The sequence below is a fragment of the Bradyrhizobium sp. USDA 4503 genome (genome assembly GCF_054055815.1).
Window position 1 is genome coordinate 7749319 of sequence record NZ_JBSRXS010000001.1, and the last position, 18873, is coordinate 7768191.

At 57.5% G+C, this 18873-nt stretch carries 16 protein-coding genes and 1 pseudogene; 9 read left to right on the plus strand and 8 right to left on the minus strand.

Annotated features, from left to right (window positions below):
• The first annotated feature begins 173 nt into the window (after positions 1-173).
• From ACVMIH_RS36700 to ACVMIH_RS36735, 8 genes and pseudogenes are all read left to right on the plus strand, one after another.
• Positions 174-965 carry an amino acid ABC transporter permease gene (locus tag ACVMIH_RS36700; RefSeq protein ID WP_456865146.1) on the plus strand — a complete coding sequence of 264 codons (792 nt, stop codon included), beginning with the start codon at positions 174-176 and terminating at the stop codon, positions 963-965.
• Positions 962-1657: an amino acid ABC transporter permease gene (locus tag ACVMIH_RS36705; RefSeq protein ID WP_456865149.1), complete on the plus strand. Its 696-nt coding sequence runs from the start codon at positions 962-964 to the stop codon at positions 1655-1657. The genes ACVMIH_RS36700 and ACVMIH_RS36705 overlap by 4 nt, the downstream gene beginning before the upstream one ends.
• Positions 1658-1711: 54 nt before the next feature.
• Entirely contained in the window at positions 1712-2479 is a 768-nt protein-coding gene (locus ACVMIH_RS36710; protein ID WP_456865151.1) for an amino acid ABC transporter ATP-binding protein, read from the plus strand.
• A gap of 56 nt (positions 2480-2535) precedes the next feature.
• Positions 2536-3960 (plus strand): aspartate ammonia-lyase, encoded by a 1425-nt coding sequence (locus ACVMIH_RS36715; RefSeq protein WP_456865153.1) that lies wholly within the window; start codon positions 2536-2538, stop codon positions 3958-3960.
• A 1092-nt stretch (positions 3961-5052) separates the two neighbouring features.
• Complete coding sequence (locus ACVMIH_RS36720) at positions 5053-5946, plus strand: amino acid ABC transporter substrate-binding protein (RefSeq protein WP_456828239.1); 894 nt, start codon at positions 5053-5055, stop codon at positions 5944-5946.
• A gap of 136 nt (positions 5947-6082) precedes the next feature.
• A complete protein-coding gene (locus ACVMIH_RS36725) occupies positions 6083-7435 on the plus strand; it encodes an amidohydrolase family protein (protein WP_456865156.1) in 1353 nt (450 codons plus the stop codon).
• A 596-nt stretch (positions 7436-8031) separates the two neighbouring features.
• Entirely contained in the window at positions 8032-8523 is a 492-nt protein-coding gene (locus ACVMIH_RS36730) for an Lrp/AsnC family transcriptional regulator (protein WP_253624639.1), read from the plus strand.
• A gap of 373 nt (positions 8524-8896) precedes the next feature.
• A pseudogene (locus ACVMIH_RS36735) lies at positions 8897-9648 on the plus strand (IS3 family transposase); the annotation flags it as partial.
• Positions 9649-9841: 193 nt separating this feature from the next.
• On the opposite strand, the gene ACVMIH_RS36740 reads toward ACVMIH_RS36735, so the two are convergent.
• The 7 genes from ACVMIH_RS36740 to ACVMIH_RS36770 form a co-directional block, all read right to left on the minus strand.
• Complete coding sequence (locus tag ACVMIH_RS36740) at positions 9842-10408, minus strand: hypothetical protein (protein WP_456865159.1); 567 nt, start codon at positions 10406-10408, stop codon at positions 9842-9844.
• 301 nt (positions 10409-10709) lie between these two features.
• The gene (locus ACVMIH_RS36745; RefSeq protein WP_456865161.1) at positions 10710-10994 is read right to left on the minus strand and encodes a hypothetical protein; all 285 of its coding nucleotides are present in this window, start codon (positions 10992-10994) and stop codon (positions 10710-10712) included.
• Between the two features lie 217 nt (positions 10995-11211).
• On the minus strand, positions 11212-12159 hold the full coding sequence (locus tag ACVMIH_RS36750; RefSeq protein ID WP_456865163.1) for a S1/P1 nuclease: 948 nt from the start codon (positions 12157-12159) through the stop codon (positions 11212-11214).
• A gap of 299 nt (positions 12160-12458) precedes the next feature.
• The gene (locus tag ACVMIH_RS36755; RefSeq protein WP_456865166.1) at positions 12459-12629 is read right to left on the minus strand and encodes a hypothetical protein; all 171 of its coding nucleotides are present in this window, start codon (positions 12627-12629) and stop codon (positions 12459-12461) included.
• 520 nt (positions 12630-13149) lie between these two features.
• Positions 13150-13734: an anthranilate synthase component II gene (locus tag ACVMIH_RS36760; RefSeq protein ID WP_456865168.1), complete on the minus strand. Its 585-nt coding sequence runs from the start codon at positions 13732-13734 to the stop codon at positions 13150-13152.
• Entirely contained in the window at positions 13731-15125 is a 1395-nt protein-coding gene (gene pabB / locus ACVMIH_RS36765) for an aminodeoxychorismate synthase component I (protein WP_456865170.1), read from the minus strand. The genes ACVMIH_RS36760 and pabB overlap by 4 nt, the downstream gene beginning before the upstream one ends.
• Positions 15126-15232: 107 nt before the next feature.
• Positions 15233-15592: a Dabb family protein gene (locus tag ACVMIH_RS36770; RefSeq protein WP_456865173.1), complete on the minus strand. Its 360-nt coding sequence runs from the start codon at positions 15590-15592 to the stop codon at positions 15233-15235.
• Between the two features lie 980 nt (positions 15593-16572).
• Here ACVMIH_RS36770 and ACVMIH_RS36775 point away from each other — a divergent pair.
• The gene (locus ACVMIH_RS36775) at positions 16573-17208 is read left to right on the plus strand and encodes a dethiobiotin synthase (RefSeq protein ID WP_456865176.1); all 636 of its coding nucleotides are present in this window, start codon (positions 16573-16575) and stop codon (positions 17206-17208) included.
• 199 nt (positions 17209-17407) lie between these two features.
• Here ACVMIH_RS36775 and tnpC read toward each other — a convergent pair whose 3' ends face one another.
• Positions 17408-18868 carry an IS66 family transposase gene (gene tnpC, locus ACVMIH_RS36780; RefSeq protein ID WP_456866628.1) on the minus strand — a complete coding sequence of 487 codons (1461 nt, stop codon included), beginning with the start codon at positions 18866-18868 and terminating at the stop codon, positions 17408-17410.
• Between the last annotated feature and the right edge of the window lie 5 nt (positions 18869-18873).

Genomic DNA, 18873 nt, shown 5'->3' on the forward strand with positions numbered 1-18873 from the left:
CGGACGGCCTGATCGAGCCAAAGCACGAAGATCATGGCCTTCCGCTTGCCGATACGCTGAAGTAGAGGATCGTGCATTCAGCTGACGCGGTCGACTAGTACAGGCACAACGCGTACGATGAGCGACCATGCCGAGCGTGGTCGTCGTGCACACCCGCAATCGTGAGGTTCGCGATGTTCACAGTTCTTCTTGAAAAGACCGTGGATGGCCAGCGTTACATCGACTGGCTTGTTTCGGGTCTCGGTTGGACGTTGGCGCTTGCCTTCTTCGGCTGGTCGATTGCATTCGCAATCGGAGTCGTTGTCGGCATAGGTCGAACTGTGCAGAATCCCTTCTTCCGGGCCCTAGCTCGATTGTACGTTGAGATCTTCCGAAACATCCCCGTTCTCGTGCAGATGTTTCTCTGGTACTTCGTCCTGCCCGAGCTTCTTCCAACGACCATAGGCGACTGGATAAAGCAGATACCTCCGCCTTGGGGAACTTTCTTTCCGGCGCTGTGGTGCCTGGGCCTCTACACCGCCGCGCGCATCGCAGAACAGGTTCGCGCAGGCATCGAAGCCTTGCCCAGGGGGCAGGACGAAGCCGCTGCCGCACTCGGCCTGAGCGGTTATCTAACGTATCGCCATATCATCTTGCCGCAGGCACTTCGCCTGATCGTGCCGAGCCTGACAAGCGAGGTGATGGGCATCTACAAGAACACATCCGTCGCTCTAACCATCGGTTTGATGGAGCTGACCGCCCAGGCGCGCCAAATCAGCGATGCGACGTTCCAAACCTTCGCGGCATTCGGTGCCGCCACACTCATCTATCTCGCTTTGGCCTTGATCGCCTACCAGACGATGATGCTTATCGACAAAGCCGTGCGCATACCCGGTACCGCTCCGGGTAGGGAGGCTGGTGGGTCAGATTTCGACGCTTTGAAGCTGGAAAGCCCCGTCCCTAACGGTATGGAGGTCGTGAAATGACCGGTCTCGATTTCTCGATTGTCGTACAGGCATGGCCCTATCTGTGGTCAGGATTGCTGTTCTCGCTTTCCTTGACGGCAGCCGCCTTCTTGGCTGGGATGTTTCTTGGAACGCTCTTCGCCCTCGTGCAGCACTTTGAGCTCCGCATTCTGAGCCAGCTCGTCCGTAGCTATGTCGCGCTGATGCGATCGATTCCGCTCATTCTGGTCCTGTTTTGGTTCTTCTTCTTGGTGCCCCTCGTTCTGGGGCACCTGTCAGGCAACGGTCGCCCGGTTCCAGTCGGTGCCACCTATACAGCGTTCATCACCTTCGGCCTGTTTGAAGCCGCCTACTATTCGGAAATCATCCGTGTCGGATTGCGCGCCGTGAACAAAGGACAATTCGAGGCGTGCCAGGCTCTCGCCCTGTCGACGTTCGATACGTATCGTCATGTCGTCCTTCCACAGGTGTTTCGGGTCGCAAGCCCCATCATATTGAGCCAGACCATTATCCTGTTTCAGGATACGTCCCTTGTTTACGTTCTATCGCTCACTGATCTCCTTGGTGCGGCTTCCAAGCTTGCACAGCTCAATGGTCGTCTCGTCGAGATGTACCTCGCAGTGGCCGTTGTTTATCTCATCATAGGCTGCGCCGCGTCCCAATTCGTCGCCTCGCTCCGCAGGAAGTACGCGTTCGCGGGCGCCCGCCGATAGTCAATCACAATCTGATGGCCCGTCATTCCCTGGGGCTACAACCTGGAGATCAGCATGCAGCAAGAGCGCACAGTTAGCCCAGCTGACCCGTTCCCGATGGTTGTCGTCGAGCACCTCGTCAAGCGGTTCGGTAGCTTCAACGCCCTGAGCGACGTCAACCTCAGAGTCGCAAAAGGAGAAAAGATCGTACTCTGCGGACCATCGGGTTCCGGGAAGTCGACTCTCATTCGCTGCATCAATCATATCGAAAAGCACGATTCCGGACGTATAGTTGTCGATGGGATCGAACTGACAGACCGGATTTGCGACATCAACAACGTTCGCTCTGAAGTCGGAATGGTCTTTCAGAGCTTCAACCTGTTTCCGCATCTGTCGGTGCTCGAAAACTGCATGCTAGCTCCGATGAAGGTCAGGGGCCTTGCTGACTCCGAGGCGCATCAGCGCTCGATGGCGCTGTTGAGGAAAGTCCGGATCCATGACCAGGCTAACAAATATCCCGCGCAATTGTCGGGCGGCCAGCAGCAACGTGTCGCGATAGCCCGTGCCCTGTGCATGCAGCCCAAGATCATGCTCTTCGACGAGCCGACCTCTGCCCTCGATCCGGAAATGGTCAAGGAGGTGCTCGAAACCATAGTTGAGCTCGCGCAGGATGGGATGACGATGGTCTGCGTCACGCACGAAATGGGTTTTGCGCGCGAAGTTGCGGATCGAGTGGTCTTCATGGATCGCGGCTCAATCGTGGAAGAGGGCGATCCGAGCACCTTCTTTCGCGCGCCCAAGACGGAGCGCGCGAAGGCGTTCCTCAATCAGATCATTCACTGAGATCGCAGCCCGCGCGGTTTTCCCTGAGAAGCCACCACAGAAAACGAGAGCTTGATATGACCAGCGCATCGCCAACAGAGCGTATCGAAAGCGATTCCCTTGGCCCGGTGACGATCCCGCTCAAAGCCTACTATGGTCCGCAGACCGCGCGCGGGATCGCAAATTTTCCGATCTCAGGTATTCCGATTAATCACTTTCCCATCTTCATAAAGGCGCTGGCATTCGTGAAGATGGCCGCAGCCAGGGCAAATGCGCGCCTCGGGGATCTTGAGAAAGATAAGGCTGATGTAATCTGCGCGGTTTGCGGCGAAATAGCGCGGGGAGCGTTGTGGAGAGAATTTCCGCTGGACGTCTTCCAGGGAGGGGCGGGAACATCGACCAACATGAACATAAACGAGGTGATTGCAAATCGCGCTCTCGAAATCATGGGACTGCCGCGGGGGCGATACGACGTCGTCCACCCCAACAACGACGTCAACCTGTCGCAATCCACGAATGACGTCTATCCGACAGCAATCCGGCTTGCGATATTGCTGTCCCATGGGCAACTCCAGGCTGCCCTTGAGCGTCTGGCGACTGCCTTTGAGGAGAAGGCAACTAGCTTCAGCGAGGTGATAAAGCTCGGCCGAACGCAATTGCAGGATGCCGTCCCCATGACTTTGGGGCAGGAATTCCAAGCCTTTGCGACGACCCTTCGCGAGGACGTCGCTCGACTTGGAGAGATCGCCTCATTCTTCCAGGAGATCAATCTTGGAGGCACGGCGATCGGTACCGGCATCAACACCAACCCTGACTATCAGGCACTTGCCATTTCGGAGCTTTGCGAGATATCGGGTCTCCCGCTCGTTGCCGCCGGCAATCTGATAGAAGCATGTTGGGATACCGGAGCCTTCGTTTTGTTCTCCGGGATGCTCAAGCGCACCGCGACTAAGCTGTCGAAGATCTGCAACGACCTGAGGCTCCTTTCTAGTGGCCCACGCGGAGGACTGAACGAAATCAATCTGCCGCCGCTTCAGCCCGGCTCGTCCATCATGCCTGGGAAGGTCAATCCGGTGGTTCCGGAAGTTGTCAATCAGGTCGCATTCCAAATCATCGGCTACGATCTAACGATCACGCTTGCTGCGGAAGCCGGACAGCTCCAATTGAACGCCATGGAGCCGGTGATAGCGTACAATATTCTCCACTCTCTCGAACTGCTGATGAATGCGATCGAGGTACTACGCACGAAGTGCGTCGCCGGGATCACGCCAAACGTGCAAGTATGCCTTGGACACCTCGAGGCCAGCGCTGCGGTTGCGACAGCGCTCGCGCCGGCGATTGGTTATGAGCGTGCGGCGGAGCTGGCGAAAAAGGTGCTCATCTCGGGCAAGACAATCCGCGAAGTATTTGACGAGGAGCCGGGTCTTTCCCCGGATTTGATTGCCCAGACGGCCGATCCGCATCGACTTACCAGGCCAACGCGGACGCGATTGGCATCATAGGTCCCGATCAAGGCTCAAAGGCAAGTACGAGACGACGATATATAGATCGTCGCTTTTCAGAAATCTTTCAAAAGAGCAGAGCAGCAAGCCGGCTCGATCGATAGAATTGATCGACCTCGGCTGCCCTCGACGACGCGCTCGTCAGATCATTCTGCTCGGAAGTCGGAGGAAACGCTTAAGCGACACGCCGACCGGCGGCATGTTCCGCCAAGACATAGCCAAAATGAAAATTGGTGCCGGGCAATGCAAGGACCTCGAAGCATGCAAGCGGGGCTGTTCAGTACGAGCCGGCCGCGTGACACGCTCGTCGTCTGACCATCAAGCTCGGCGATCAGCATGTCTGCGTCCTGACTTGGCCACCGCGTAGGCTGTGGCCGCTCTTTCTCTCGAGCCGTTCGACTTGGCCTTTCTGTGGAGACTGAGTTGCAAAACTCGACCGGTTGTCTCGCCAGCACACGACGAGGCGAGATGCCGTGCGATCGGGGGAGCGCCGACAACATCAATAAAAGCATCGCCAGTTCTGCTCGCGGTTCGACCCGGTCCGGTATCCCTTCGGCTCGGCCTCGACCATCCCGTAGCCTTAGTCGGCGCCGCCTTGCTCTAAAACCACAAGCTTTGTGCTGCGGAAAGACGCTCTGATGCCCGGCGATGGAGCAAATTGCGAACCATGAAAAACTTCGGGCAACCAAAACTAGAAAATGCGTATCGCCCGGATTTCGTGTTTTCCGATTGAGCATGATCGCCGATGGGCGGGAGCGCCTCACACAAGCGGGGACGACGGCCCGTCGGGTTCATGACATTCATCCAACAAATTCTCATATTTCGAAATCTAAATGTTCGCAAACTGACATTTTGTAGTGCCAAAAGGCTCGAGAGGCCTATCATTTAGCCATGGCTGAACGCTGCCCGGTTAATGTGCGGTGCGGAATGCGCGGATCGTACGCTGCCCAGCTTCGGGAACTAGGCGTCTGCCGGCGGTTGGAAGCGGTCATCTTAGCGACGCCGGATCGCGCACGGATCGCCTGGGAGCGCACGCGCTGCCCAAGATCAAAAGCGCAAAAAACGCGTTTCATATGAATCAGAGGAATTCCCATGGCTAAAATATTTGCACTGCTTTCAGCGATCGCGATCACCGCAACCGCGATTTCCACTGCGGACGCGGGTCCAACGCTTGACAACATCAGATCGAAAAAGGTGATCACCATTGGTTATCGCGAGGCTTCGATTCCCTTTTCCTATCTCGGCGCTGACCAGAAGCCTGTTGGTTTTTCGCTCGACCTGTGCGCGCACGTCGTCGATCGTCTGAAAGTTGATCTTGGTACTCCGGACATTCAGACAAAGCTGACGCCGGTCAACTCGTCCAATCGGATTCCACTTATCCAGAATGGCACGATCGACATCGAGTGCGGCGGCACTGCCAGCAGTAAGCAGCGTCTAGAACAGGTCTCATTCAGTGTTGCCACCTTCGCCAGTCAAACGGCCTGGCTCGCAAAGGCGTCGAGCGGGCTCAAGACGCCGAAAGATCTGAAAGGGAAGACCGTTGTCGTAACTCAGGGTTCCGATGCTCTCGGCATTGCCAAAGGCATTTCGCAGCAGGACGATCTCAACCTGACCATCGCGCAAGCCAAAGACCATGCGGAATCATTGCTGCTACTCACGACCGGGCGTGTGGCGGCTTGGGTGGAAGCTGACATTCTCTTGGCCGGCATGAAGGCGGATTATGCGAAACCGGCCGACCTCATCTTTCTGAATGCTAACTATGGTACCATTTATTATTATGGCCTGATGTTCTCGAAGGATGATCCCGACTTCAAAAAGTTAGTCGACGACGTTCTCTCCAAACTCATGGCTTCCGGCGAGTTCACCAAAATCTACGACAAATGGTTCGTGGCTGCGATTCCGCCGAAAAACATCAATCTGAACTTTCCAATGACCGATGCGCTCAAGGAGCGCGTCGCTCACCCCAGTGATGTGGTCAATTACTGAGCTTGACCGCGGCGAGCCGAAGCCGCCGCGGCGATAGGACGTCAACGCCAGACCTATCAGCATGGTCCAATGCTGGTTCTGATTGCGAATGCTAATGCGGACGCAAGCAACTGTCGTCACCTCAAGGGAGCGCGAAATGACAAGCGGAGCAGTTGACTGGAAGTCGATGACAGACGTGGATCGACAAATCGCGCAATGGGTCGAGCAGACGCCATTTGTCGACACCCATGAACACCTGATCGAGGAAAGTCAGCGCCTTTCCGGAGCGATCCATCCACGAACATTGCCATGCAACGACTGGGCCTATCTGTTCAGATCCTATGCTGCCGAGGATCTGGTCGTTGCAGGCCTGCCAGCGAGCGACCTTCGAGGATTTCTCGGGCCGGACCTTACGAGCGAAGAAAAATATCGGTTGATCGCGCCCTATTGGGAAAGAATCCGCCACACCGGCTACGCCCAGGCGCTGCGCCATACGTTTCGTGGCGTTTACGGTGAAGAGGAGCTGACGGATGAAAGCCTGCCCCGCATCGCCGAGAAATACCATCAAACCGTACAGCCGGGTTTTTACGCACAGATTCTGGAGCTGGCAAACATCAAAGGCTGTCACGTCAATTCGCTGCAGCGCATCTTTATGGAGACCGAGCAGCCAGGGCTGCTCGCCCACGACATAAGCATTCTTCAATTGTGCCGGTGTAGTGCTGCTGATTTTGCGTGGGTGGAAGCCGAAACGGGCAGGCGCCCGACCACGCTCGATGAATGGCTCGATGTTATTGACTTTTATTTTGCAACATACGGCGCCAAAGCCGTGGCCGTAAAATCGCAAATCGCCTATTCGCGCGCCCTCGATTTCGAGCCGGTCACGAAGGCGCATGCCGCAAGACTATTCCCCCACCATGCCGACAGGGTAGGCGCTTTGCACGCTCTGGGTCCTGAGGACCTCAAGGCGCTGCAAGACTATCTATTCCGCTATTGCGTCGGCAAGGCTGGCGAGTACGGCTTGCCTGTCAAACTCCACACCGGCGTTTTGGCTGGCTACGGCGTGATGCAACTCGCCCGTACTCGCAGCAATGCCGCAGACGTCTGTCGTCTGCTGCAGGATTTTCCTGAAACCCGATTCGTGCTCATGCATATTGGCTACCCATACGAGCACGAGTTTATCGCACTGGCCAAACATTATCCTAATGCGGCGATCGACATGTGCTGGGCATGGATCATCAATCCGGTGGCGGGCGTTCGCTTCTTGAAGGAGTTTTTGATGGCGGTTCCGTCCAACAAGATCTTCACCTTCGGCGGCGACTATGTCGCTGTCGAGCCAATTTATGGCCATGCGTGCGTTGCGCGCCGTGGAATCGCACAAGCCATCTCGCAATTGGTCGCCGAAGGCTGGATCGCGCTCGAGGACACCCGTGGCCTCATTGACCGGATCATGCGCGGCAATGCGCTTCAGTTCTTTCAGAATGCGCATCGGGAGGATACGACCCAACGGTGAGCGGCGGCCAGCCGCTTGAAAAAGCTTGTCGACGTGCATGAACGTCAATGATCGAAGGTGATTGGTGCACCCGAGATATCGAGCATGATCAACTGGCCAGTGCCGCTCTCTCGTGATCGGCGTGTCAATGCGCGGCCAATTGGGCGAGAAAAGAGGGCGGAGCCGACAGCCATCGATCATGCGCGGCGACCAATTGAAGCGCTGCCGCTCGACTTCAAAGTGCCACGACCCGGCAGATCGTTAATCGATGGCGAATCCGTCAACCGCCGAACTTGGCCTGGTTCACTTCATTTCTGGCGAGGTGGGTGCAGCAGTGCCCGAAAGGATTCGCAGTGCACCGCGCGAACGGCATCGGGGAAGTCCTGCATGTGCATAGGAATCAGTTCGAGCTCGAGCGGAAATGGGGCTCGAATAGCCGAGACGATCGAAACGCGGGCGTGTTTTGACGAGTGCCCGCCGAAAGCCGGTAGTTTCCCGAGCTTGATCGATCAAGGGAGCGCTGAACATCTTCTATATCTTCATGCCCTTGGGCGCTTCTCGTCGCCAGCGCGTGGGTCTGCCGGAGAGTTTCATCTTAGGCTTGGAGCTGGTATGCAATGCGATATGATCGGATAGACGCTCGCATCCTCGAACTCGTGCAGAAGAACAATCGCCTGACTTCCGAGGTGATCGGCGAAATAGCGGGGCTTTCTGCAACAGCGTGCCAACGCCGCTTGAAGAGGCTGCGCTCGGAAGGCATCATTGAGGCGGATATCTCGATCGTTTCGCCGAAGGCCATTGGTAGACCCATCCAAATGCTTGTACTGGTGACTATGGAGCGGGAGCGTTCTGATATCATTGACAGGTTCAAGAAGGCCATCAAGTCTTCAGTCGAAGTCGTCAATGGCTTCTACGTCACCGGTGATGCTGACTTTATCCTATACGTTACCGCGCGTACCATGGAGGACTACGAGCAATTCACCAGACGGTTCTTTTACGAGATGCCGGACATCAAATGCTTCAAGACGCTGGTCGTCTTGGATCGGGTAAAGGCTGGCTTCGCTGTTCCCGTTGAGGTGCCTCCCTGTGACACACTAACCAATCGTTGATCTGGTATCTCGACCAGCAGATCCACTAAGTGCTGCGCACTGAAGTGCGCCGACCATTCTCTAGTCAACTGACTTATACTTGAGTGAAGCCGGAGCCTGACGCAGACGCATCTGTTGTTCCAGCTGGTCAGCCGGCGTCATGAAACCGGCGCAACGCTGATCGCGTGAACCGCAGCGTTGACGAATCCGGCACCATGTCCACTGATCTGAGGTTGTCATTTGCATTCGGGTGATCCTGAAGCAGCTGTTGCACCACGGCTACGCGCTGATTGTCCGCGGCGACAGCGACCGGCTCTGCGCCAAACCAAAGAACAGCCTCATCGGGAGCCCGCCGCTGATGATCATCCGGTCGGCTCCGCCTCCTCCGTCACCTCGCCGGCGGTTCGGCTACCGTCGGCTGTTCATTCTGCTGCGACGAGAGGGCGAGCCATCAGGGCTCAACCGCATTCACCGGATCTATCGGGAAGAAGGACTGACAGTCCGCAAGCGGCGGGCTCGCCGCAAGGCCTTGGGGTGCCGGGCGCCGATCCTGGTGGAGGCGAAGCCGAATGCGCGCTGGTCGCTGGACTTCGTCCACGACCAGTTCGCCAACGGGCTTGCTTCCGCATCCTCAACATCGTCGACGATGTCACCAAGGAATGTCTGGGCGCCATTCCTGACACATCGATCTCGGGCCGGCGTGTGGCGCGGGAACTGACGACGGTTGTCGCGCGGCGCGGCAAACCCGGCCAGATCGTCTCCGACAACGGCGCCGAACTCATCTGTAACGCCATGCTGGCCTGGTGCAAGGAAACCGGCATCGACTGGCACTTCATCGCACCGGGCAAACCAATGCAGAACGGCTTCGCCGAGAGCTTTAACGGCCGGATGCGCGACGAGCTCCTGAATGAGACGCTGTTCTTCGGTCTCGACGATGCCCGGGCCAAACTCGCGGCATGGGTCGCCGACCACAACGGCGAACGCCCCCATTCCTCGCTGCAATACCTCACGCCCGCGGCCTACGCCGCCTCTCTCACCGCAACGGGCGCTCGGCTGCGCAACCCCGACCAGCTCCGTCGATCGCCCGTTGCTTCAACCGCGCCGCAAGGCGTACAACCCCCCGAGACTCTAACTGCCGCTGGATGAAAATTCAGGGGCAGGTCAATCATAGCGCGGCGCCAAGGTCTGCGTTCGGGTTGCGTGGGGCTTTCCTCATTTTGGAGGAGGGCGAACACCATGATGCTTTGCAATGTTCCTGGTCTTTTTGGTGGTCTTCTTTATTGCCGACTTTTTGGCCTTCTTTGCTTTCTTGGCTTTCTTCGCCAATGCCAACTCCTGATTAAGATTTGAAGCAGCTCAAAAACCTTTGGCACCAACTACGTGGCTCACTTTCGAGTCGATATTCATAGCCCTCGCGCGCGATCAGGTGTCTGAGCAAGCGGTGGCAGAACGGCACGTAAAGTCTGTTTCCATTGCGAATTTCAGGATCGCTATAAGTGGCATCCAGCGCAGCATTATAGGCGAGAGCGTCTAACGCTCGCATAGGCATAGGCTCTTCGCCAGCGATCGTCTGAAGCTTAGACCTCCATCTCGCCGCCTCTGGCGTAGGTTCAAGCTCAATTTCTGCAAGCATCTCTTGATACTTGCGCCGCAGAAACTCGTGGGTTCGTGCTTTCGAGCCGAAATCGAACGTAAGCTGCGAGGTGGCGAAAATCAAAACACCGAATTCAAGCCAAAGCTCCCTGAAATGAAAGAGCTCCGAGACCTTTCCTGCGACGCCGGCTCCGAAGACGATGACTAGAAAGTTCAGTATGCGATTGAGAGTGTCATAATATTCGCGACGCGAAGCGTGGTAGATCGAGTTCCGTAGCGCATCAAATTTCGGGGCACTGATTTCCTCGACCATGCTCGCGGCTCAATCCCGCTTTGGCGGCGGGCTTGGCGAAGGCACGGACGGAGCAGGGCGAACCGGAGCATGAACGTCAGGACTTGGCCGCGATGGGGAAGGAGATGGCCTGCTTGGAGCTGGCGCAACTCCCTGGTGCCTTCGTTTTCTTTGTTCATTCCACTAGCCCTTTCTTTATCCCGAACGCTCAGCTGGTGAGACAAAAATGATCATCGCAAATCGCAAGTAGACTTCTGCTTACTGAATCTCGTGGGATGCAGATGTGCCCGCGCCCATTGCCTAAGCAGGAGGTTACACGGGCTCAATAGCGCGGCGTGCGATGGCCAGTGGCGCCGGTGTAGGGGTTGACGTTGCCGCTGGTGCCGTAGTTGTCGCGCTGGGTGCCGTTGGGGTTCGTCGCTTGGTAGGGCTGCACGTACGTGCCATTGCTGCGCGTATAGCCCGACACACCATGGCTGTTTGGATTTGAACCGGTGCCGCCGAGGTACTGCGCTTGGGCGGCTGTGGTTGCCAGCAGCAAGGCCGTGGCAAGTACGATCTGCTTCATTTTGTGTCCCTTGATTTTATTGACGCCGCCATAGAGCATGACAGGGTCCTGTGATGCAACTGGGGGTTATTACGGGGGCGCCGCGCCACTACTAAGGTAAGGGGTACTGGAAAGCGGTATTCAGAGCTTGGCCTTCGATCCGGCCGCCCTGCCAAGGCCTGCGGGTCATGTACAAGCAAGGAAAAGGCTACGGACGCTAAAAATCTGGGCTGATCTCCTCCTCCAAATTATCGTCTGCAGCAATTTGGCAAAAAATCTACTTGAGCGCCGTTTCGATCAGGTTGGCTAGTCGCGCCGCGGCAAGTGCAGCCCTCGCGCGGGCCAGGTTTTTGGCGCTCGTCTCATAGTCGCGCGTCAGAAGGACAGGATTCTTTCCAGTGCTGATCGGCGGAGCGTAGGCATATTGCTTGGCGAGGTCCGCGCTTTCCTGAGCCCAGACGGCGGGATCGTCAATCTGCGCCTCAACCTGGTTGACACCGACGCTCGATAGCCCGTCCTTATCGTCGGCGTCGAAAATGGCGCCATGGGGCGAGGAATAACCGCCGAAGATCGCGTCCCAGTAGGCGTGCAGCGCCATGCTGGATCCACTCGCCGGTATCACAGATTCCGCATTGCCGCCGGAATCTCCGTCGGGGATCTCATGCGTGTAGCGGGCGCTCGCGTGCAACGGCTGATGGGCATCGCCGACGAGATGAAGGATCCAGACAAGGTCATATGAGCGCACATCGTCGGGTGCGCCCGAGGACGCCGGCAGCGCGGCGATCATCAGCTTGAGCTGGGTGACGAAATCGACTGGGGCCGCGGCGGCCAATGGCGTGCCGTCGGGTGTGAAGTCGATGTCCTTGAAATGCCAATAGGCATGTTGGTTGTGATCCGAGTAGCCGATGTTCTGGCCGGCCGTCGGGCTGGTGACCGCATCGCGCGTATAGCCGTACTCCTTGGTCTTGATGTCGTCAGCCCAAGTCGCGGCATGGATGAAAGCGTACATCTTCGCCGTTTTGTCGTCGGCGGTGCCGGAGGTCCACTTCGCATAATCCTTGTTGAACTTCAGCAAGGCGTCGGCCTTGTCGCGGACAGGATCGGAGAGGCGCTTATACGCCAAATAAGCGATCTGCATGTGCCCTTCGTCCCACCACGCGCGGGCCGGGGATGAAGCGACGCCGAGAGCCAAGGCCAGAACGCTGATCAAAACCATGCGGCGCATATGTGGGTCTCCAGCTCGTTTGTTACCTGAGGTTGCACCAACTCGGGTAAGTTTACCAGTGCTCTGTGACGTGCCGATGGATGCGGACCTATGGATGGGGACCTGGTAAAGAAGGCTCCGTAATGTCGACGCCGGGCGGGACGCAGAGGTACCGCTCGTTGTCAGGTGAGCGATGTCCAATGGCGAATCGCGCCCAGTGTGGAGCGTGCACAGGAAGTGCGATATGCGAGCCAACTCCGCCGCGTTCCAAGGCGGCAAAGATTGAGCTAGCACAGCCGGCAGAAGCATTCATGCCGATATCAACTCTGACTTTCCGCACTGCGATTCAGTTCACGATTAATGCGATCCTTGACCCGACGGATTGCAAGAAGCTGCAATCTTGTTCGGGTCTTGCCGCTGATCGTCTTGCCGCCCATCTCGAAACTGTAGCGCCATTCGCCTGCCGACGCTTCTCGAATGCTGAACTGCACGCCTCTGTGTTGCATAGTTCTTTCAGCCTCATCACCGCCGTTTGCGCCAGTTCGTTACCGCGTCGGCCGAGTGCAGATTGATCTTGATTCCTCAAGCATAGTGACGCTGCCCCATCTGTAAGAGAGCCGCCGATCCTGATGGGACCGGCGGCCAAGTCAAGGGAGGAAACGCCCGTGAGGGCAGCGGTAGCGAGACTACCGCAAGGCACCGCCAAGCTATTGGCGGATCTCAAGAAAACATCTTTGCGTTTTTAGGCCAGAGGGTGTTTTGCGCCTATTGACCCAATGCAGCTGATGCGAAGAGAACTACGCGTTGCGGGCTTGAAGTAATTCAATCGAGGCGGCACTAAAAGAAAAAATTGAGTACGCAGCGTACAAAGCGAGCTGTTTCGTGCTGCCTGTTACAATCTTGATCAGGCCGGAGCTCTCTCGCACCACGTTGCGCTGAGCTGGAGTCACGCCGCAGCTTGTCATTCCCGTCCGCGGACAAGATTGCCGAGAGCGCGGGGACGTATCGGCTTCACGATCGGAAACTCTCCGCCAATCGCAAGAAGTTCATAAGGAGCGAGTGACCTTGCTCAGTAAGGACCGACTCCGGGTGAAATTGTACGCCGTAGGTAGGTTGATGCCGATGTGTCAAGGCCATGATCTCGCCTTCATCTGAATGGGCCGTCGCCATGAGATCGGGTGCATCTGATAGATCGAGTTCGACCGCAAGAGAATGGTAGCGCCCGACCCAAAGTGGTGACGGAAGTGCCAAAAACAACCCACGACCGTCATGCGTTATGCGCGATGCGCGGCCGTGCATGGGGCGACGTGCACGCACCACGCGTCCGCCGAAAACGCTTCCGATACACTGGTGCCCAAGACAGATGCCAAGAATCGGGATGCGCCCCGAAAGCTCGCGGACAACAGCAGTGGATATACCAGCCTCCATCGGCGTGCAGGGGCCGGGAGATATGACGATTGCACGCGGCTGCAACCCAACGAGATCGGTCACGCCGATCGCGTCATTGCGAACGACTTTCGTCTCTGCACCAATCTTGCGGAAATAGCGCGCAACATTGAACACGAAGGAATCGTAATTATCAATGATGACAATCAAGATGCACCAGATGGATCGGATGCAAAGGCCTCGAACAGCCGTTTTGCCTTGGTAAGTGTCTCCTCATACTCGGCTTCAGGATTCGACATCGCGGTTATTCCGCCGCCTGCGTGAAATACAGCCAGATCACCCGCGATCACGACGGTGCGGATCGCAATATTCGTGTCCATGTGTCCATTGAATCCGATGAAGCCGATGGCCCCGCAATAGATCTCTCGCGTTACTTTTTCGATGTCCGCAATGATCTGCATTGCTCGCACCTTTGGAACGCCAGTGACGGAACCGCCGGGAAAACAGGCGCGAAGTAGACTGACGGCATCTTGATCTGCGGCAAGTGCGCCGCTGACTGCCGACACGAGATGGTGCACTGAGGCGTAGGTCTCGAGATTGCATAGGGCTGAAACGTCGACCGAATTGTCTGTACAAACGCGTGACAGATCGTTGCGCAGCAGGTCGACGACCATAATGTTCTCGGCGCGATCCTTTTCGGAGGCAAGGAGGAGTTCAGCGCGGCGCACATCTTCCGAACAATCAGCTGAGCGCGCGATTGTGCCCTTGATCGGGCGTGTTTCGACCTGGCGTCCGTCAAGTCTCAGAAATCGCTCAGGAGAGCTCGAGGCGATCGTCAGCCTGTCATAACGCAGGAGGGCTGCAAACGGGGCTGGGTTTAATGAACGGAGCTGGCAATAAAAGGTGAGCGGATCGAACAGGGGCGACAATTTGGTACCGAACCGTTGCGCGATGTTCGCCTGGAATATATCTCCAGCCAGGATTAAATCGATGACCCGCTGGACCGCCGCCATGAAGCCTTCACGGCTAAAGTTCGAATGCCATCGCCCCGCGGTGCCAGGGATTATGATCCGCGCTGGCTTTGGCCTGGCAAGCAGTGCTGCAAACTCGTCGGCGCGACGACGCGCGTGTTCGGCTCGTCGCGTGGAGTCCTGCTCCGGCCATCCGGTCGAGACAATCCAGCACCTATGGTTTCGATGATCGAAGCTGACCACCACATCGTAAAAATGCAGTATTGATTGGGGCAATCGCAGACCAAGATTCGACGGCGACGGCAACCGCTCCAGTGTGCGGTTGAGATCGTAAGCAAGGAAGCCGGCTGCGCCGCCCTGGAATGGGGGGAGATCGGAACAATGGTCTTGTTTGTATCTGGCAAGGAGGTCGCGGAGGGCTTGCCATGGGTCGCCTATGAGAGCCTTTCCATTCCAACTTGCCTGTCCGTCGGCGACCAAATAGGTGCCGAACGGCTCGCAGGTCAAATACGAGTAACGCCCAAGCAACTCATGCCCTGCTGCGCTATCGAGAAAGGTAAGCTGCGGCCGCTGCGCAACGCATCGCAAGGCCGTGACAGGCTCAATCCACGGCAACTCGCGGACGTGCATAGGCTCTCCGCTACTGGCGACCGGCAGTTGCCCGTGCCTCGTGAGGCTCTTCCCAATAAGGGTTCTCGCTGCCGGACACGTAGCAGAGCTTGCAGCTGATCATTGAGCTACTCGCGGCCAACTGGTCCATGGCTCCGAGCGACTTGCCTTAGCCCCCTTGTTCCAGCGAAATGCACATCTGTTGACAGCTCGTAGTCAGCTGCAAACCTTAGCTCCCGGAGTGGCCTGACGCGCTGGATCGCTTCTCGATAAAGACCGTGCGTTTTGTACGCAGCGAGGTCCGCCTCACTGTCGAATTCACCATACACCACGACATCGATGTCGTTGCCCAGTTGATCGCTCTTGCGGTTGCGGGCAATCTCGAACCGGCGTGCACATGGGATTAGGGTGAGAACCGAGAGACCTTCGATGATTTGGTCCATATCGGCTCTATCCTTCGCTGTGAAGAAGACGATGTGACGGATCATGGTGACCGTAAACGTGACGCCGCAACTTGGCCGCGTTCTTATATCGGGATGTAGCTCGACGCAATGCTGGACAGTCCCGACATCCGAGCGGCCCCGAAATTGCACGATGCCGCGACTTTTGCAGTACGAGTTCGTACAATTTGCCTGAGCGGATGTGAGAGTTGTCCGTTTCCCGATGGTCCGAATGTGGCGCACAAAAGGTTAAGGCGTGATCGACGTGGCGTGCTCTGATCGCTTTTAAAAGCCCTGCCTACGACAAAAAATTCGGGATCTTACCGGGCTTGTCTTCTTCGATTGGGGGCAATGCTTGCCAGACGACTGAAGTCGGCGTGTTATTTGGCGATCACAGTGATCGATGAAGCGAAATCGGCCCACCGGTTCGTACCTCGGTAGACACTCCCCGCGCGCAAGTCCAAACGCGAAGATTGCCCTGATCGCAGCTGATAAGCGTCGAGGCTACTTTCCGGCAAGACGATTTATCGCGCTATTTCAATGCGAAGAATCAAGCGAAGTCAGTCCAATCGTACAGCTTCCGTTCGAAGCGTACCGTTCTGTATCGATTAGGATACATCCTGCCGCAGCTGAACGCGGCCGTCCGATCCGGACCGTATTTGTGCGCCGATAGCAATCTTAACCTGTCACAAGGCGCAAAGCGCAACTCTGGGAAGCGGCAGTCATCCGCGGCGACCTTCTAGCATTCAACACAACATTGGCATCCCGTAGCCGTTTTAAGTTTGGAGCGATGAGCCGTGATCGCGACGGGTATCTTGCATGAATTGTGCAGCTATCTGGCATGAATTGTGGATACACGGCCCGTTTGAATTGCTGAGCAGCGTTTGCTTCGAACCGGGAGGCGAGGGCACTGAGCGTCAATCATTCTCGCAAGAGCAAGGCGGTTCCGTCGGCTGGAGCCGGTTTTGCGCCGTTACTGCATATAATGGAGGTTGGTGCGTACAATGCTGGGCAAGAGGACAAGCTTGATGAGCCAGCAGCAGGTAGTGGTGACAGGTACAGGCGCCGGCGTCGGAAAAACGGTGTTCTGCGCAGGACTCGTCGGTCTCCTCGGGGCGAAATACTGGAAACCAATTCAAGCTGGCCTTGAAGGAGAAACGGACACCGAGCGCGTCGCTCGGCTTGCCAATCTTGCGTCGGATCGCATCGTGCCTGAGCGTTACCGACTGCAGACGGCCGCTTGGCCCCACTGTTCCGTGGAGACTGACGAGGTTCACATCAGCGCGGACTCGCTTGATGTGCCCAACACTGGAGGACAGCCGCTCGTGATCGAGGGGACCGGCGGGCTCATGGAGCCGCTCAATTGCGGCTCGCTCTATATTGATGTCTTGGAGAAATGGCGACTTCCTGTCGTGCTCTGCGCGAGCACAACTTTGGGCGCGATCAATTGTTCACTGCTGTCCATAGACGCGCTCCGGCGACGCCAGATCGACATTCTTGGAATCGCTTTCGTTGGCGAAAAGAATTCGGATGCTGTGAGAGCAATTTGCGAAATCGGCCGGGTGCGGTGGTTAGGACGATTGCCCTGGATTGCGTCTCTGTCGGCAGACACGCTGCAAGCCGCGTTCAAAGCATCCTTTTGGCCAGATGATTTCAAGCCATGACGCTAAAGAAGAAGCCGTAGGAGTGGTCAGGCAAGGGTCGAAATCGAGACACATTTTGCTAGGGCGCGTGACTTGATGCATCAGGTATAGGTCTCGAGCCGAATGTCTGATGTCACGCTGACGGCTAGCGTCAGGTCGGCTTCGGTTGAGACCGTGAAGAGTTCGATGATCTCCCAGGCTTTATCCGTAAGCGCTGTTTTCAGGCCACGGCTTTGAGTTCGTGACGGCAATAGGCCCACGGAAGCAACTGATCGATGTCGCTATTCGGATGACCATTGACGATTCTGGTGAGTGCGTCGGTCACGTAAGCAAGCGGATCGACGTCGTTCAACTTACAGGTTTCGACCAGAGAGGCGATGATGGCCCAGTGCTCGGCGCCGCCGTCGGAGCCTGCGAACAGCGCATTCTTCCGGTTGGGCGTAATCGGGCGGATTGATCGCTCGACCGCGTTGTTGTCGAGCTCGATGCGGCCATCATCGATGAAGCGCGTCAGCCCCTCCCAGCGTGAGAGCGCATAACGGATGGCATCGGCCAGCTTGCCCTTTTGGCTGATCAACGCGAGCTTTGCGCGGAGCCACCGTTCGAAGGCTTCCGCCAGCGGCCGGCTCTTCTGCTGCCGGACGAGGCAGCGCTCCTGGGCGCTGCGGCCACGGATGTCCTTCTCGATCGCGTAGAACTCGGCGATGTGCTGAAGCGCCTCGCTTGCGATGGGCGCGGGACCGGGTGTGGCAAGTTCGTAGAAGTTACGCCGCATATGCGACCAGCAGAATGCAAGCTGAACGTCGCCACGCTCGGCCAGCTTGCCATAGCCAGCATAGCCGTCGACCTGCAGGATCCCCTTGAAGCCTGCCAGATGGGCGATTGGTCGGTCGGCTTTGCGATCGGGAGCATAGACATAGGCGCCGCCCCATGGCCGGTCGTCTGCCGCATAGGCCCAGAGCTGACCGGTCTTGGTACGCCCTCGGCCGGGATCGAGCACCGGCATCGTCGTCTCGTCGGCGAACAGCTTTGGCCGTTGCCTGAGCTTGCCGAGGAGACGGTCATGCAGCGGACGCAGGTGGAAGGCGGCTTGTCCTACCCAGTCCGCCAGCGTCGAACGATCGAGCTCAATGCCCTGGCGGGCGTAAATCTGCGCCTGCCGGTAGAGCGGCAGGTGATCGGCATATTTGGACACCAGCACCTGGGCGACGGTGGCATCGGTTGGCAATCCGCCCTCGATCAGCCGGGCCGGGGCCGGCGCCTGCATGACGCCGTCCTCGCAAGCCCGGCAGGCGTATTTGGGACGCCGGGTCACGAGGATCCGGAACTGCGCCGGGACCAGGTCCAGCCGCTCGCTTCGATCCTCGCCGATCCGGTGTAACTCGCCCTGGCAACAGGGACAGGTCTTGCCCTCGATGTCGACGACGACCTCGATCCGCGGCAGGTGCGTCGGCAACGCACCACGGTTGCCGCGGCGTGTGCGAGCCCGTGCCTCACGGCCTTCAGGTGCGCTGATGTCCTGCGCTGTCTCGCTGTAGGCTGCGACCTGCTCGACGTCTTCCAGGCCCAGCAGCATCTGATCTTCAGGCAGCGTCTCTGCCCGCCGGCCAAACCGATGCCGCTGCAATTCCTTGATGATCTGACGCAGTCGTTCGCTCTCGCACCGCTCGGCAAGCAGCATCGCTT

What these genes read in the sequence shown, in the direction of transcription:
- ACVMIH_RS36700 (WP_456865146.1), top strand. Translation starts at nt 174, where the DNA reads ATGTTCACAGTTCTTCTTGAAAAGACCGTGGATGGCCAGCGTTACATC.
- ACVMIH_RS36705 (WP_456865149.1), top strand. Translation starts at nt 962, where the DNA reads ATGACCGGTCTCGATTTCTCGATTGTCGTACAGGCATGGCCCTATCTG.
- ACVMIH_RS36710 (WP_456865151.1), top strand. Translation starts at nt 1,712, where the DNA reads ATGCAGCAAGAGCGCACAGTTAGCCCAGCTGACCCGTTCCCGATGGTT.
- ACVMIH_RS36715 (WP_456865153.1), top strand. Translation starts at nt 2,536, where the DNA reads ATGACCAGCGCATCGCCAACAGAGCGTATCGAAAGCGATTCCCTTGGC.
- ACVMIH_RS36720 (WP_456828239.1), top strand. Translation starts at nt 5,053, where the DNA reads ATGGCTAAAATATTTGCACTGCTTTCAGCGATCGCGATCACCGCAACC.
- ACVMIH_RS36725 (WP_456865156.1), top strand. Translation starts at nt 6,083, where the DNA reads ATGACAAGCGGAGCAGTTGACTGGAAGTCGATGACAGACGTGGATCGA.
- ACVMIH_RS36730 (WP_253624639.1), top strand. Translation starts at nt 8,032, where the DNA reads ATGCGATATGATCGGATAGACGCTCGCATCCTCGAACTCGTGCAGAAG.
- ACVMIH_RS36740 (WP_456865159.1), bottom strand. Translation starts at nt 10,408, where the DNA reads ATGGTCGAGGAAATCAGTGCCCCGAAATTTGATGCGCTACGGAACTCG.
- ACVMIH_RS36745 (WP_456865161.1), bottom strand. Translation starts at nt 10,994, where the DNA reads ATGCTCTATGGCGGCGTCAATAAAATCAAGGGACACAAAATGAAGCAG.
- ACVMIH_RS36750 (WP_456865163.1), bottom strand. Translation starts at nt 12,159, where the DNA reads ATGCGCCGCATGGTTTTGATCAGCGTTCTGGCCTTGGCTCTCGGCGTC.
- pabB (WP_456865170.1), bottom strand. Translation starts at nt 15,125, where the DNA reads ATGCACGTCCGCGAGTTGCCGTGGATTGAGCCTGTCACGGCCTTGCGA.
- ACVMIH_RS36770 (WP_456865173.1), bottom strand. Translation starts at nt 15,592, where the DNA reads ATGATCCGTCACATCGTCTTCTTCACAGCGAAGGATAGAGCCGATATG.
- ACVMIH_RS36775 (WP_456865176.1), top strand. Translation starts at nt 16,573, where the DNA reads ATGAGCCAGCAGCAGGTAGTGGTGACAGGTACAGGCGCCGGCGTCGGA.
- tnpC (WP_456866628.1), bottom strand. Translation starts at nt 18,868, where the DNA reads ATGCTGCTTGCCGAGCGGTGCGAGAGCGAACGACTGCGTCAGATCATC.